Source organism: Rheinheimera tilapiae (assembly GCF_042432165.1).
Taxonomy (GTDB): domain Bacteria; phylum Pseudomonadota; class Gammaproteobacteria; order Enterobacterales; family Alteromonadaceae; genus Pararheinheimera; species Pararheinheimera tilapiae.
In genome coordinates, this window is the sequence record NZ_JBHLXP010000005.1 from 608,243 (window position 1) to 623,589 (window position 15,347).

Here is a 15,347-nt window from a genome sequence, read left to right on the forward strand (position 1 = left end):
TATTATTCCGGCCCTAGGCCCTGAGGAAGACAAAGCAGTCTAACGTGACCATCGGTGAATGTCAGCAGCTGTGCCCGGCCGGAGGACTCTGGTCAGTCCGGTGGCGTTTTTGCCAACTAATGGTTATGCTGGGTCGATACCGGCTGCCTGCTGGCAGATTTAACCCAACTCGCGGGAGTAGTTGATGAAATTACATGACGATATCCATAATTATTATGAAAAACTGATGCTCGATCACCTCAGTGAACTGGGCCTTAGTGACGCCCATGACAGTGAATACCTGGCTGATTTGTGTTGTATTGTGCTGAATCAGTTGCCGTGCAAATATATTCGTTATGAAGTGGACATGGCATTTTACCTGCCACAAACCGAGCGGTTTGAAATGGTGACGCGGGTACAGGATGCCGTCAGCAAAGCCAGAGCATTCCTCGACAGTCCGGATAACAAAAAAATCGATCCGGTTGCCCCTGCCGAAGCATGACAACCGATCAGCTATCGATAGACCAAGCGCCGCCAGCAGTGCAACTGGCGGTTGACCTTATCATGCTGTTAGAGCAACATCAGCTTGATCCGGCCATTGTGCTGGCTGCATTACCAATAGTGACCAGAGATTTTCTGCGCAAACTGCAAAATCAACAGCAAGCGCAGCAATAAGCCTGCAACAGCTTAATGAGATAAAATTTGGGGAGTTTGGGTGGTAGCCTTACCAGCCACATCCCGGCACATAGATCATTCGCTGCGGCTGCTTCCTTCCGGACCTGACCGGGTTCACGAACTACTATTGCGGGAGGACCAATAAGGCCACCATAGTGTTGCTGACAGGCGTCAGCAATGAGTGCGGCGGCATTATGCGCAAAAGCGCTTTAGCCTGCAACCAAAAATCTGTCAGCGACAACAAAAAGCCGCTGGCTCGGACAAAACTTCAGCACAAACCGACAATGAGCGTTAAAAGTTCTGCGGAAAACGTGGCTGCATCTCAGTAAAAAATTCGCGCATTTGTGGGTAGTCCACATCGAAACTTTCGCCGGGTTGCAGTAACGGCCCGAACACAACCGACTTCGTTTTAAAATCCAGTCCAATCAGTTGGATAGGCACATTGGCCTGTTTGGCAATATGCCAGAAACCTGATTTCCACTGCGCAACTTTTTTCCGCGTACCTTCAGGTGCAATACCAAGCAGCAAAGCAGGCTCGCGCTGAAAGGTCTCGACCAGCTGCGGCACAATGCCATGACGCTGACTACGCTCGACCGGAATTCCGCCAAACCGCAGCAGAAAATTCCGCACAGGCCAGATAAAAATACTGTGTTTACCCAAAAAAGAGATTTTCACTCCCAGCGCCAGACTGGCGGCAAAAGCGACAATAAAATCCCAGTTTGAGGTATGCGGTGCCACGGCGGCGACCAACTTGGGCAAGTCCGGCAAATTACCGCGAACCTGCCAACCGAGGCGCAACAGGATCCAATATCCGAGCCGCTGCGCCCGGGCACTGCCATGCCGTGGCAATGCTGGCGCCAACTCAGGCAAGCGTAGACTCACCGCTTTAATACCGACTGATATTGCACCAACAACAATTTAAGCCGCTGCTGATTCGCTTGCCCCAGCCGCAGCATTTGTTTTTGTGCCATACCCAGCTGTTCCAGCTCAGCATCGGCAAAAGCATAATGGACCGAGGGTAATGTCAGATCCGGTTCATCGCTGATCTCAGGTGCATTCAGCAACACTTTAATCGCCTGCTGTACACGGTCGTCAAATTGCTGGTTCGGGTACCCAAGCTCTAAATAAGCCGCCTGCAGTAACGGATAAAACTGCTTATATAAGGCACCAACCTGCTCTGGTGGCACACTCTCCAGCAAATCCAGATATGGCTGGTAACGAGCATAGTTACTTTTATCCAGCGTATAGCCCTGACCTTTAGCCTTGGCGGCGAAGTCTTTGCTGAGACCTTTAAACAAAGCCTGCTCCGCAATCAATCGACCCTGAGCAATATTGTCAACCTGCACGACAAAACGCCGGATCATCTCTTCATTTAAAAACAATGACGCCAGGCCCGGTTGCCATTTCAGGCCCAAAAACGCTTCTTTGACTACAGCATCTGACTGGTCCAATGGCGGCAAGGCCGGCGCGCCGGCGACTTCAGTTTCACTGCCAAGATCAGTGCCAGCATCATCAGCCTGAGCCGCCAGGCCATCCTCGCCGACTGGAACCGGGGTCAGTTTATCCGCCGGTTCCGCCTTGACAGGCGCTGGTACTACAGGCGCCGGCTGCATTGAAACCGGGGTTGTGGCAATAGGTTGTGGTACTGGTTTTAACAAATACCAGGCGGCCCCTGCGATCAGCACCAACACCAACACCGGTGCAATCCAGGATATAGAACGAGATTTCGGTTGATTCGACATAAACGCTTCGACTCCTTGTGAACCTATTCAGATTACTTTAACGCAGACCATGTCGTTTTAGTTATTAAAGTGATTGAAAAGTTTCAATTTTATCTTGTCGCCAGCCTAGCCCGACCAGTGATGGCATTGCTTAAAACCATGCAATAGTTAATAGTTAGGCTATTCAGACGTATGTTGTTATCTCTATGACAGATAAAACAAATTCACAAAAAACCGCCATTCTACTGACTGGCGGTGGCGCGCGTGCGGCCTATCAGGTCGGCGTGCTTAAAGCGATAGCACAACAATATCCGCGCAACAGCAAAATTCCGTTTCAAATCATCTGTGGCACTTCGGCAGGCGCCATCAATGGCACCGCCATCGCCTGTTACGCCAGTTGCTTTCAGCTTGGCGTCAAAAAACTGGAGTGGGTGTGGAAAAACTTCCATACCGGTCAGGTGTATTATTCCGATTATATCCGCGCCACCTGGCATTTGATCCGCGGGTTTCTGAGCGCTTTTCAGGCCGATTATGCCAATCATAAACCGGTATCGATGCTGGACAACAAACCACTGAAGATCCTGCTGAATAATATGCTGGATTTAAAGCGGCTGGACCGCAATATTATGGGCGGTTACCTCGACAGCGTGTCAGTGACCGCCAGTTGCTACAACAGCGGTGATTCGATTACCTTTTTTCAAAGCCGGGATGCCAGTGAATGGCAACGTTCGCGTCGTTGTGGTCAACGCACATTGCTGGGGATCCACCATCTGATGGCCTCTGCCGCCATCCCGCTGGTGATGCCATCTGTGCGCATCAATCAGCAGTATTTTGGCGATGGCTCAGTCAATCAACTGGCACCGCTCAGCGCGCCAATCCATTTGGGCGCAGATCGGATCCTGATTGTCGGTCTGGAACAACCGCGCCGGCGCGAACATCTGCAGCAGATGCCACATCACCCGAACCTGTCCACTATTGCCGGCCATCTGCTCGACAGTATATTTTCTGACACGCTGAATGCCGATTTAGAACGGATGCAACGGGTGAATAAGACACTCGAGACATTGCAGCAACATAACATCGGATCCGAACTCAAGCCCGTTCACAGCTACCTGATCAATCCGTCGGTGAATTTTAATGCGCTGGCCAGCGAGCACTTTCTGGCGCTGCCGATGGCAATACGCTCGTTGTTACGCAACATTGGTATCAAACAACACTCAGATTCCAGTCTGGCCAGTTATCTGCTGTTTGAAAAAAATTTCACCAAACGCTTAATTGAACTGGGTTATCAGGACGCGATGGTACAAATGGACAGTCTGATGACTTTTCTCGCCGCCAAAAATTAGTCACTTGCGGCAGCATGCTGCCGCTTCTGCAGTTGATTTAACGCATGTTTTTTATACATTCTCATTTCTAAACATATACTTACACTGAGTGGCACAAAACATGCTTTGCTGAACTATTATCCACGTCAGGGAGTCGCTGATGGAAATGTTCAGCTTTTCCGATATGTCATTACAACATGTGCCCAGTTATGCCGGCATTACCAGCAGCCCGTTGTGGTCCGCCGTCGCCAATAAACTGAGTTCGGCGTTGCCGGAACAACTGCAAACCACGCTGGAACTCAACCAGCAATTGCAGATGTTCTCGATGGCCGCCGGCAAAATTCTGCCATTGACGGCAATGCAGCTGTGCACCGCCGTCGGCGAGTTTAAGGCCGCCGGTTCCAGCAATGGCCCGCATGAATACCGCAGTATGCTGGTGCTGAATGAACAATGTTTGGCTGAACTGATTTATCAGAGTGAACTGCCGGTCAGCCCAATGCAGCAGCGCAAATTGCTGGAGTTGGAACAACAATGGCTGTTCCCGCTGCGCAATGCGTTAATTGTCACCCGGCTACAGCAACTAGCCCTGCGTGATACGCTGACCGGGCTCGGCAATCGACGGTATTTTGACGATGCGATCCAAAAAGCGCTGCAGCTGACGGAGCGCAAGCAACAGCCGATGGTGCTGATCCTGTTAGATTTGGACAACTTTAAACAAGTGAATGACAACTTCGGCCATCATGCCGGTGACGAAGTGTTGCTGGCCGTCGCAGACGCCATGCGCTGTACACTGCGTGCCAGTGATAATCTGTTTCGCTTTGGTGGTGACGAATTTGCCGTGTTGTTAACTGCAGAAGATGCCCAAAGCGCTGAATTGGTTGCACATCGCCTGGTGAAGGCCATTGGCCAGCATCATATTTGTGTCAAATTTGGTGTATCTGCCAGCGCGGGCTTAGCTTCCCACCAAGCGGAAGAAACCACTCAAACCTTGTTTAATCGAGCCGATTCAGCACTATATGACGCCAAGCAAAGTGGTAAAAATGCGGTGCGTACTGCCGTGATCCACAGCAAGCCGATCGTAGAAGTGATGAACGCCTGAATTAAACTTCCGCTTTAAAGTGCAGCCAGCTGAGTGCCTGTGCTGCCTCGCAATGACTGGCAAAATCAGGCACTGCGACCACTGTGTTTTGCTGTCCGGCGATGATAAACGGCATGGAGCCACGTCGCCAGGGCGGCACTTTCCAATGCTTACACCAGTCTTTCAGTGCTTTGCTATGCGCATAACCTGCCGGGGTAAAACGTCGGTTAAGTTGCCCTGTGGTCAGCCGAAGCTGGTCTGCCAAGGGGACGGCCAACGGTAAGCTGGACCACGTCGCATCAGGCGCCTTTGCATCACTATTCCATAAAAACTGCCAGTGCTGCCAAAGCAGTGGTTGCTGCGGCGCCAGCTGGGCTTCATCGGCTGGCTGTGCTGTCGCTTGCAGCTGTGCTTTTTGATCAAGCAGGTATAACAAGCCATCAAAGCGGCGCAATTGCCAATCCCCCCACTGCAGCTGCGGCTGTGCATCCGTTTCAGCCAATAAAAAGCACTGGACAAACTCACGGGTTTGCTCGGCAGAAGGCGTCAGGTCAAAGCGGCTCAGGAAGTGTCTCAGTAATAAATCGCGTACCGGATTCGCTAATTGTGCAAGCCGGGTTAAATCCAGTTGGTCGTGGCGCAGTACTCGTGTCAACTCGCTTGCCAACTGCTGTTGCTGGTATTCAAGACTTTGCTGCAACAACTGACAACTGCGGGCCGTGGTTTGGCTGATCGCAGGGAAACGTTGTTGTAATAACGGCAGCACGTGCTGGCGCAGGAAATTCCGGTCAAAGCTGTCATCCTGATTGCTTGGATCCGTGACAAAAGCCAGCTGCTGAGCTTTTGCATATTGTTCCAGCTCAGAGCGACTAAAAGCTAGCAGTGGCCGCAACAGCTGAGTGCCGGCAAAAGGTTTTTGTGCGGCAATTGCGGCCAGTCCTTGCAAACCACTGCCGCGCTTAAGCGCCAATAACATTGTTTCCAGCTGGTCATCAGCATGGTGTGCTGTCATTAACACAGTGTCCGGCGTCAGCAGTTCTGCCAGCGCCTGATAGCGCAAGGTGCGCGCCTGCTGTTCAATATTGCGCTCTGGCTCGGCTAGCTGGACCCGGCAGAGTTGAAAATCGAGCTGCAAGGCATTCGCCTGCGCCTGACAAAAAGCCGCCCAATCGTCGGCCTGCGCCTGCAAGCCATGATGGACATGAGCGACCTTTAAAGAAAAGCCGGCTTTATGCCGCAGGCTCGCCAGCAGGTGTAGCAACACCATTGAATCCAGCCCACCGCTCAGCGCCAACAGGACATTGGGTTTGTTGCTGGCCACAAGCGCAGTCAATACGGCCTGCTGCAGGTTTTGGCATAAATTATCGGCTTCAGGGCTGATTAGCATCGAGATAAAAAAGCCGCCTGACGGCGGCTTTCCTTGTTGCTGGCTTAGCAATAACCAAAGGACATCAGGCGTTTATACCGCCGGTCCAGTAATTCGGCAACAGAGAATTTATCGAGTTTCGCTAAATCACGTTGCAGTGCTGTTTTAACACTTTGTGCAATTTGCTCGTGGGCGCGGTGCGCGCCACCAAGCGGCTCATTGATGATGTCATCAATCAGGCCTAATTCTTTGATGCGAGGTGCAGTCACACCCATTGCCTCGGCCGCCAAAGGAGCTTTTTCCGCGCTTTTCCACAGAATGGAGGCACAGCCTTCCGGTGAAATCACCGAGTAGGTGCTGTATTGCAGCATGTTGACCTGATCGCCAACGCCAATCGCCAATGCACCACCAGAACCACCTTCACCAATCACAGTACACAGCACCGGCACTTTCAGGCCTGCCATCACTTTGAGGTTACGGGCGATAGCTTCACTTTGACCACGCTCTTCCGCGCCGATGCCCGGATAAGCACCCGGGGTGTCAATAAAAGTGATAATCGGCATTTTAAAGCGTTCAGCCATTTCATACATGCGCAGCGCTTTGCGATAACCTTCTGGCTTCGGCATACCGAAGTTGCGTTTGATTTTCTCGGCAGTATCACGGCCTTTCTGATGACCGATAATCATCACCGGACGGTCGCCTAAACGGGCAGTACCGCAAACAATAGCCGGATCGTTGGCAAAAGCGCGGTCGCCAGCTAGTTCATCAAAATCAGTAAAGATGTGTTTGATATAGTCCAGCGTGTAAGGACGCAGCGGATGGCGGGCTAACTGTGCAACCTGCCATGGACCTAACTCTGCAAAAATCTTTTTGGTCAGCGTCAGACTTTTTTCTTTGAGCTTGTTCACCTCTTCTTCGAGGCCCAGGTCAAACTCACCATTACGGCTGACTTTGCGCAGTTCTTCTATTTTTGCTTCAAGTTCCGCAATCGGTTGCTCAAACTCTAAATAATTCAGCATCATCGACTGTCACTACCTACCTAATTAAATTCAAGTTGTATTGTTGCTAATTGTTTTAACTGATGCAACAAAGCGTCTGTGGGTGTGATCCACCAATCTGTACCGAGTGCCAGTGTCACCGCGCCTTCCGGACGCTGGTAACGTAATTTGACAGGCACGGTTCCGGCTTTAAATTCGTTCAGAACCTGCCGCAACTGTTGCAGCTTGTCCGGATTGAGTTTGTCGGCGTCAATACTGACAAACAAATGTTTCAGGCATTTTTCCCTGGCCTGGGTGATCTCGACCACCTCGCGGCCGGTCATTGTAAGGCCACCGCTGAAATCATCAAAGCTGACCTGTCCTGATACCACCAAAACCTTGTCTTTTTGCAGCAGATGCTCGAAGTTCTCGAACTGTTCGGGGAAAAAACGTACATCTAACCGCGCCGATTTATCATCGAGCTGCACCAAAGCCCAGCGCCGGCCTTTTTTATTGATTAAAACCCGCACGTTCACCACTAAGCCACAAGCATGCACAGTCTGATCACGCCGGGTCGGCGTAAAGTCAACCAGCCTTGCCGTTGAATAATGGTGGATCTCCGCCAGATAGCGGTTGATCGGGTGACCGGTCAGATACAAGCCCAGCGTTTCGCGTTCACCTTCCAGCCAAACTTCATCCGGCCATACCGGCACCTGTTTAAAAGCATGCTGCGAGTTTTCCGGCTCAGGCGCGAGAGAACCAAACAAGTCATCTTGTCCCATCGCCTGCGCTTTGGCTTGCTGTTCCGCGGCTTTCATCGCCTCTTCCAGCGTCGCCATTGTCGATGCGCGGTGCGGCCCCAGCCGGTCCATCGCACCGGCCAGGATCAGTTTTTCAATCACACGGCGATTGAGCCGTTTTAAATCAACTCGATGGCAAAAATCGAACAAATCCAGGAAAGGCCCACCGCTATCGCGCGCTTCGATAATCGCTTCGATCGGACCTTCACCCACGCCTTTAATAGCGCCAATACCATACACGATATGGCCATCGGTGTTGACGGTGAATTTATGCTGGCCCGAATTCACATCCGGTGGCAGCAGTTTGAGCTTCATATGCTCACATTCGTCAACCAACGTCACTATTTTGTCGGTGTTGTCCATATCCGCCGACATTACCGCCGCCATAAACTCGGCCGGATAATGCGCTTTCATCCATAGCGTCTGGTACGACACCAGCGCATAAGCGGCAGAGTGCGATTTGTTAAAGCCGTAACCGGCGAACTTCTCTACCAGATCGAAGATTTTCATCGCCAATTCTGGATCTACACCGTTGGCCGCCGCACCGTTCTGGAAGGTATCACGCTGTTTGGCCATTTCTTCGGGTTTCTTTTTACCCATAGCCCGGCGCAATAAGTCAGCGCCGCCAAGCGAATAACCCGACAGCACCTGCGCAATCTGCATGACTTGCTCTTGGTACAGAATAATGCCGTAGGTTGGTTCCAGGATCGGTTTTAGCGATTCGTGTTGCCAGGTTGCATCTGGATAGGAAATTTCTTCGCGGCCGCGTTTCCGGTCGATGAAGTTATCCACCATGCCCGATTGCAAAGGGCCTGGCCGGAACAGCGCAACCAGTGCGATCATGTCTTCAAAGCAGTCCGGCTGCAGCCGGCGGATCAGATCTTTCATGCCGCGTGATTCCAACTGGAATACTGCGGTTGTCTCCGCTTTCATCAGCATGTCGTAACTTTTACGGTCGACCAGCGGGATATGATTGATATCGACCAGCGGCTGATTGGTTTTTTTATGCCGGTCGTTCACCATATTGACCGCCCATTGCAGGATGGTCAGGGTGCGTAAGCCAAGGAAGTCAAACTTCACTAAGCCGGCATATTCCACGTCGTTTTTATCAAACTGGGTGACTGGGTTATTGCCTTCAGCGTCACAATAGACCGGAGCAAAGTCGGTAATTTTTGTTGGCGCGATCACCACGCCACCGGCGTGTTTACCGGCGTTACGCGTCACGCCTTCGAGCCGGCGCGCCATATCAATCAGATCTTTCACTTCCTGATCAGACGCGTACAACTCAGGCAGCCGTGGCTCTTCAATAAAGGCTTGTTCCAGCGTCATGCCAGGTGTTGGCGGGATCAGTTTAGAGATGCGATCAACAAAACCATATGGATGCCCCAGCACCCGGCCAACGTCGCGGATCACCGCTTTGGCCGCCATAGTACCGAAGGTAATAATCTGCGACACCGCTTCGCGGCCGTACATGTCGGAGACGTGTTCAATGACTTCGTCGCGCCGGTCCATACAGAAGTCGACGTCAAAGTCAGGCATTGATACCCGTTCCGGGTTTAAGAAACGCTCAAACAGTAAGTCAAATTCCAGCGGATCCAGATCGGTGATCTTCAGTGCATAAGCCACCAGTGAGCCGGCACCCGAGCCGCGACCCGGCCCTACCGGAATGTCGTTATCCTTAGACCACTGGATAAACTCCATCACGACCAGGAAGTAACCCGGGAAGCCCATCTGGTTGATCACGTCGAGTTCAATCTGCAGACGTTCATCATAAGGCTGGCGTTTTTCAGCACGGACCGCTTCGTCCGGAAACAGGATCTGCATCCGATCTTCCAGACCTTCGCGCGATTTCAGCACCAGAAAATCGGCGTCAGACATGCCACCGGTCGGAAAAGCCGGCAGGAAATATTCACCAAGGCGGATAGTCACATTGCAACGCTTGGCGATTTCGACAGAGTTGGCCAGCGCTTCAGGCAGGTCGTGAAACAGCGCAGCCATCTCGTCAGCCGAGCGTAAGTACTGAGATTCACTGTATTTTTTCGGTCGGCGTTTGTCTTCTAAGGTATAGCCATCGTGGATGGCGACCCGAATTTCATGCGCAGAAAAATCATCCGGCGTTAAAAACACCACTTCGTTGGTCGCAACGACCGGAAGGCCGGTATTTTCCGCCAGAGTAACCGCTTGCTGGATATAGATCTCTTCATCCGGTCGGCCTGTGCGGATCAACTCGAGAAAAAAACTGTCCGGGAAATATTGCTGATAGAACTGCACCAGCGCATCGGTACTGCCCTGATTGCCTTTGATCAGTGCTTTCCCTAGCGGACCTTCTTTGCCGCCGGAAATCACAATCAGGCCTTTGTGATGTTCAGCCAGCCAGTCGTGGTCAATTTGCGGTTTGTTGTCGACATGGCCACGCAAGTAGGCCTTCGACAGCAACATGGTCAGATTCTGGTAGCCATCATTGTCAGCGGCCAGGATCAATAACCGGCAGGCTTCACCGGGGAAAAACGGATGTTGGACAAACAGGTCGGCGCCAACGATAGGCTTGATACCGGCGTCGTGCGCAGTGGAATAAAACCGCACCAGACCACACATGTTCATCTGATCAGTCAGCGCCAAGGCTGGCATCGCCTGCTTTTTGGCCGCACTGACAATAGGTTTGATCTTCGATAATCCATCGATCATCGAAAAATCACTGTGCACCCGCAGATGTACAAAAATCGGTTCCATCAACACCCCGCCACGGCTACTGGCCTGTGGTTATAACAGCTCACGCACCGGCCGGAAACTGCGACGGTGCTGCGCCAAGATACCAAATTGTTTGATCGCCGCCAGATGTTCAGCGGTCGGATAGCCTTTATGTCCGGCAAAATTATATTGTGGATACTGTTGATGCAAGGCCGTCATCTCTGCGTCACGCGCTACTTTGGCTAAAATCGACGCGGCACTGATCTCCGGCACCAGACTATCACCTTTCACCACCGCGCCGGCACGGCCTTTGAGACCTTCCGGCACGCGGTTGCCGTCAATCAGCACCCACTCAGGTCGGATATGTAAGCCGGCCACGGCACGTTCCATTGCCAGCATCGTTGCATGCAAGATATTCAGACTATCAATTTCTTCAACTTCAGCCCGGCCCAGGCTCCAGCTTAAAGCCTTGGCTTTAATTTCTTCAACCAACAATAAGCGTTTCTTTTCGCTGAGCTTTTTAGAGTCATTCAGACCACTGATCGGCTTTGCCGGGTCGAGTATCACAGCCGCCGTCACGACTGCGCCAATCAGCGGACCGCGGCCGACTTCATCGACACCGGCAATCAGCGTAAAAGGCGGCCGGACAAATTCATAGGTCATTGCTGTGTCTCTACAGAGGAGGTTTCAAGTAATGCGGTCACAGCCTGCGCCGCAGTGGCGCTGGCATCACAGCGAATTTGTTGGTGGATGGCGACAAAATCCTGATAAGTATCCTGCCCTTTGACGCCAAGCAGTGGCTGCATTTGACTGACTAAGGCTGCAACTGTCACCGCGTCTTGTAATAGCTCTGGCACCAGTGCTTTATCGGCCAGTAAATTCGGTAAACTGAAATGCTGCAGTTTCACCATCCGGCTGGCGATCTGATAAGTCAGCCAGTTGGTCTTGTAAGCCACCACCATCGGCGTTTTAGCCAGCATTGCTTCTAACGTCGCAGTGCCGGAGGCGATGTAGACCGCATCGGCGGCGGTCAGCACATCGCGCGCCTGACCTATCAGCAGTTTGACCTGTAACTGAGGTGCGACTTCATCTTTAATCTTTTGATAAAGCTCGGCTTTTTGCGCAGTCACCATATTACAGACTAGCTGCAGCTCAGGCTGCTGTTGCTGTAACGCGGCCGCCGCGCGGAAAAAATCCGGCGCCAGCAGTTTGATTTCGTTGGTGCGGCTACCCGGCATCAGCGCCAGTAATGGCCGCTCAGCGGCAAAGCCTAACGCCGTTTTCGCGGCGATTTTGTCAGGCTCGACCGGCATCTGGTCAGCCAGGGTGTGGCCAACAAAAGCGCAAGGTACCTGAAATTTATCATAAAAGGCTTTTTCAAACGGCAACAACGCCAGAACCAGATGAGTCGCCTTTTCGATTTTAAAAATACGTTTTTGCCGCCAGGCCCAAACCGAGGGACTGACATACTGAATGGTTTTGATACCCGCTTGTTTCAGTTTCAGTTCAACCGGTAAGTTAAAATCCGGTGCATCGATGCCAATAAAGACATCGGGCCGGTTTTGACTGAAATGCGCCAGGATCTCGCGCCGCACCTGCAGTAACCTCGGAAGACGGCCTAGCACTTCAACAATGCCCATCACGGCCAATTCTTCCATATCAAACACTGCGGTAAACCCTTGTGCCCGCATACGCTCACCACCGATGCCATAAAATTCAGCATCTGGATAGCGCTGCTTTAACGCACGGATTAAATCAGCGCCAAGGATATCACCGGAATGTTCACCGGCGATCAAACCGATGCGAAGAGGCGTTTTAAACAAGGAGTTCATCCTGAAACAAGAAGCAGGTGATTGCCGGAGCTGCAGCTGGGCAGTCCGGCGCCACCATCAGCGGACAATACCGCGTGATGCGTTTTCAATAAAATCAGTGAAGGCTTTTAACTCTGGCAGCTCTGCCGCTTTGGCGTTTAACTCTGCCAGCGCTTCCGGCACCGTCAGGCCCTGACGGTACAGCACTTTATAAGCGCGGCGGATCTCCAGAATGACTTCTGAAGTGAAACCACGACGTTTTAAGCCTTCGCTGTTAATGCCATGTGGCACTGCGTGCGAGCCATGCGCCATCACATAAGGCGGCACATCTTTGACCACAATAGAGCCCCCGCCGATAAAAGCGTGCGCGCCAATGTGACAAAATTGGTGAATGCCGCTCATACCGCCCAGGATCGCCCAATTGCCGATATGCACATGGCCTGCGGCCTGCGCACCACTGGCGAAGATCACGTCATCACCAATGACACAGTCATGGGCAACGTGGCTGCTGTTCATATACAAGCCGCGACTGCCGATTTGGGTGATGCCTTTGTCCTGGATAGTGCCGCGATGCACAGTACAGTTTTCGCGAAATACGTTGTCATTGCCAATGATCAGCTGTGTCGGTTCGTTGCGGTATTTTTTATCCTGACAAGCTTCACCGATACTGCAAAACTGGAAAAAGTGATTGCCTGAACCAATCCGGCTCGGGCCTTTAATCACCACATGAGATTCCAGGATACAATTATCACCGATCTCAACGTCGGCACCGATGTAACAAAATGGGCCGACTTTTACATTGGCGCCAATGCGGGCACCGGCTTCAATCACCGCACTTGGATGGATCATATTAAAGCTCTCTTCTGGCGCACATAATCTGGGCAGAACAAACGATTTGACCGTCGACTTTGGCTTCGGCGTAAAATTTCCAGATGTTGCGTTTTTCAACCAAAAACTTCACTTCGAGGATCAGCTGGTCGCCCGGCACGACCGGCTTTTTGAATCGCGCTTCATCGACACCGGCAAACAGATACAACTCGTTTTCTTTGCGTTCGCTGACGGTCTTAAAACCAAGCAAACCAGTCGCCTGTGCCATTGCTTCAAGGATCAACACGCCAGGAAAGATTGGCAAATTCGGGAAGTGGCCGGTGAAAATTGGCTCGTTGATTGTGACATTTTTCACTGCGGTCAGGCTCTCACCTGGCACATAATCCAGCACCCGATCGATCAACAGAAACGGATAACGGTGTGGCAATAACGCCATGATTTCCTGGATGTCCAGTGTGTTTAATGAATTAGCCAAAATGATTCCTCTGTCTGAAAAGAAGCGTTGCCGCCCGGCGTTTAAGACGCGTTCGGGCCGGCTGACGGCGTCAGGGCAGCGACTTGCTGCTCCAGTTCGCGTAAACGCTGATACATCTGATCCAGCTGCCGGTAACGGGCACTGTTTTTGCGCCATTCCAGATTGGTGGCCGCTGGCATCCCCGAAGAATAAATACCTTTTTCGGTGATGGATTTAATAATCATCGACATGCCGGTGATCTGGACACCATCACAGATCTCCATATGCCCATTGATGGCACAGGCGCCGCCAATGATGCAGTATTTGCCAATCTTAGTACTGCCGGCGACCACAGTACAGCCAGCGATGGCAGTATGGTCCCCAATCTGCACGTTGTGCGCGATTTGTACCTGATTATCTATAATGCAGTTAGTACCTATTACGGTATCTTCCAGCGCGCCACGATCTATCGTGGTGCTGGCGCCGATCTCACAGCGATCGCCAATGATGACGGTACCAACCTGGGGGATCTTCAGCCAGTTGCCGCGCTGATTGGCAAAACCAAATCCATCGGCACCCAGCACTGCGCCACTATGCACAATACAATCAGCACCGAGTCGTACGCGATGATAAATACTGACATTCGGCCAAATCTTACTGCCGGCACCGATGACTGCGCCTTCGCCGATAAAACAACCAGCGCCGATTTGCACGCCATCGCCGATCACCGCGCCGGCACTAATGACCGCATGATGACCGATAGCAACATCAGCGCCAAGCTGCGCACTGGCGTCAATCTGTGCGGTCGGTGCTATCGCGGTAGCGGCGCGTGGGGTGTTGTCGAGTAATTGGGCCACTTTGGCAAAAGCGACGTAAGGATCGGGCACCACTAAGGCTGCGACCGGGCAATACTCCAGCTCAGCAGCACTAATCAACACGACAGATGCCTGGGTTTGCTGCAGATACTTGCGATATTTGCTGTTGGACAGAAAGGTGATCTGGCCACGCACGGCATTTTCTAATGTGGCAACGGCGCTGATGATTTCAGCGCCGTCTCCGTGCAGCTCAGCTGAGAGCAGCTGAGCTAATTCATGCAGGCTAAAAGCTGGCATTATTTCGCTTTGCTGACCTGAGCAACCACAGCGGCAGAGATGTTGTACTCTGGCTTGGCATACACAGCAGCTTCAGCATTCAGTACCAGATCGTACTGGTCTTTTGCTGCGATTTGATCGATAGCAGATTTGATCAGTGCCTGCAGTTTGTTCCGCTCTTCTGTTTCACGAGCGCGGATCTGTTCACCCAGCGGACGAGCCAGTTGCTCATACTGTTGCTGTTGTTTACCGATATCTTCCTGCAGTTTTTTCTTTTGCTCGTCGCTCATGGTTGAGCCATCACGTTTGAATTTTTCAACGTTGAATGCGATGTCTTTTTCCAGTTTTTGTACTTCAGCGATTTTGCCACCGAATTCGGCTTTCATCGTTTCTTGCAGTTTGGCGGCTTGCGGCAGTTGTGAGAACACTTCACGCACATCAACAAAACCAATTTTCATTTCTTTGGCAGACACAGCACCGGCCATCATCACACCGGCAACTAACAGTGCTGTTTTAGAAAAAGCTGACTTAAACATGTTTCCTATTACCTCAAA

General features: G+C 51.8%; 15 protein-coding genes and 1 other RNA gene. 4 read left to right on the forward strand and 12 right to left on the reverse strand.

Going from position 1 to position 15,347, the window contains the following annotated elements:
• Window positions 1–184: 184 nt before the first annotated feature.
• Window positions 185–481 carry a late competence development ComFB family protein gene (locus tag ACFFJP_RS19155; protein WP_377248140.1) on the forward strand — a complete coding sequence of 99 codons (297 nt, stop codon included), beginning with the start codon at window positions 185–187 and terminating at the stop codon, window positions 479–481.
• Window positions 478–654: a DUF2496 domain-containing protein gene (locus tag ACFFJP_RS19160; protein WP_377248143.1), complete on the forward strand. Its 177-nt coding sequence runs from the start codon at window positions 478–480 to the stop codon at window positions 652–654. The genes ACFFJP_RS19155 and ACFFJP_RS19160 overlap by 4 nt, the downstream gene beginning before the upstream one ends.
• Before the next feature lie 47 nt (window positions 655–701).
• Here ACFFJP_RS19160 and ffs read toward each other — a convergent pair.
• The 3 genes from ffs to ACFFJP_RS19175 form a co-directional block, all read right to left on the reverse strand.
• An RNA gene (ffs, locus tag ACFFJP_RS19165) (signal recognition particle sRNA small type) lies at window positions 702–798 on the reverse strand.
• Between the two features lie 147 nt (window positions 799–945).
• Window positions 946–1,536 (reverse strand): lysophospholipid acyltransferase family protein, encoded by a 591-nt coding sequence (locus ACFFJP_RS19170; RefSeq protein ID WP_377248146.1) that lies wholly within the window; start codon window positions 1,534–1,536, stop codon window positions 946–948.
• Window positions 1,533–2,396 carry a DUF3014 domain-containing protein gene (locus tag ACFFJP_RS19175; RefSeq protein ID WP_377248149.1) on the reverse strand — a complete coding sequence of 288 codons (864 nt, stop codon included), beginning with the start codon at window positions 2,394–2,396 and terminating at the stop codon, window positions 1,533–1,535. The genes ACFFJP_RS19170 and ACFFJP_RS19175 overlap by 4 nt, the downstream gene beginning before the upstream one ends.
• 185 nt (window positions 2,397–2,581) lie before the next feature.
• Between ACFFJP_RS19175 and ACFFJP_RS19180 the strand changes: the two genes are divergently transcribed.
• Entirely contained in the window at window positions 2,582–3,721 is a 1,140-nt protein-coding gene (locus ACFFJP_RS19180) for a patatin-like phospholipase family protein (RefSeq protein ID WP_377248152.1), read from the forward strand.
• 139 nt (window positions 3,722–3,860) lie between these two features.
• Window positions 3,861–4,799: a GGDEF domain-containing protein gene (locus tag ACFFJP_RS19185; RefSeq protein WP_377248155.1), complete on the forward strand. Its 939-nt coding sequence runs from the start codon at window positions 3,861–3,863 to the stop codon at window positions 4,797–4,799.
• Window position 4,800: 1 nt separating this feature from the next.
• Here the strand turns inward: ACFFJP_RS19185 and tilS are convergent, their stop codons facing one another.
• The 9 genes from tilS to ACFFJP_RS19230 form a co-directional block, all read right to left on the reverse strand.
• The gene (tilS, locus tag ACFFJP_RS19190) at window positions 4,801–6,165 is read right to left on the reverse strand and encodes a tRNA lysidine(34) synthetase TilS (protein WP_377248158.1); all 1,365 of its coding nucleotides are present in this window, start codon (window positions 6,163–6,165) and stop codon (window positions 4,801–4,803) included.
• Window positions 6,166–6,209: 44 nt separating this feature from the next.
• Window positions 6,210–7,166: an acetyl-CoA carboxylase carboxyl transferase subunit alpha gene (gene accA, locus ACFFJP_RS19195; RefSeq protein WP_377248161.1), complete on the reverse strand. Its 957-nt coding sequence runs from the start codon at window positions 7,164–7,166 to the stop codon at window positions 6,210–6,212.
• A 17-nt stretch (window positions 7,167–7,183) separates the two neighbouring features.
• Window positions 7,184–10,651 (reverse strand): DNA polymerase III subunit alpha, encoded by a 3,468-nt coding sequence (gene dnaE / locus ACFFJP_RS19200; RefSeq protein WP_377248164.1) that lies wholly within the window; start codon window positions 10,649–10,651, stop codon window positions 7,184–7,186.
• Window positions 10,652–10,681: 30 nt separating this feature from the next.
• Complete coding sequence (rnhB, locus tag ACFFJP_RS19205) at window positions 10,682–11,272, reverse strand: ribonuclease HII (RefSeq protein WP_377248167.1); 591 nt, start codon at window positions 11,270–11,272, stop codon at window positions 10,682–10,684.
• Window positions 11,269–12,432 (reverse strand): lipid-A-disaccharide synthase, encoded by a 1,164-nt coding sequence (gene lpxB / locus ACFFJP_RS19210; RefSeq protein ID WP_377248170.1) that lies wholly within the window; start codon window positions 12,430–12,432, stop codon window positions 11,269–11,271. Before lpxB ends, rnhB begins: the two co-directional genes overlap by 4 nt.
• A 66-nt stretch (window positions 12,433–12,498) precedes the next feature.
• Complete coding sequence (lpxA, locus tag ACFFJP_RS19215; protein WP_377248173.1) at window positions 12,499–13,269, reverse strand: acyl-ACP--UDP-N-acetylglucosamine O-acyltransferase; 771 nt, start codon at window positions 13,267–13,269, stop codon at window positions 12,499–12,501.
• Window position 13,270: 1 nt separating this feature from the next.
• Window positions 13,271–13,723, reverse strand: a complete 453-nt coding sequence (gene fabZ / locus ACFFJP_RS19220) for a 3-hydroxyacyl-ACP dehydratase FabZ (RefSeq protein ID WP_208932330.1) — start codon at window positions 13,721–13,723, stop codon at window positions 13,271–13,273.
• Window positions 13,724–13,764: 41 nt separating this feature from the next.
• Window positions 13,765–14,814, reverse strand: coding sequence for a UDP-3-O-(3-hydroxymyristoyl)glucosamine N-acyltransferase (lpxD, locus tag ACFFJP_RS19225; protein ID WP_377248176.1), 1,050 nt, complete (start codon window positions 14,812–14,814; stop codon window positions 13,765–13,767).
• Window positions 14,814–15,329 carry an OmpH/Skp family outer membrane protein gene (locus ACFFJP_RS19230; protein WP_208932332.1) on the reverse strand — a complete coding sequence of 172 codons (516 nt, stop codon included), beginning with the start codon at window positions 15,327–15,329 and terminating at the stop codon, window positions 14,814–14,816. Before ACFFJP_RS19230 ends, lpxD begins: the two co-directional genes overlap by 1 nt.
• Window positions 15,330–15,347: the final 18 nt, after the last annotated feature.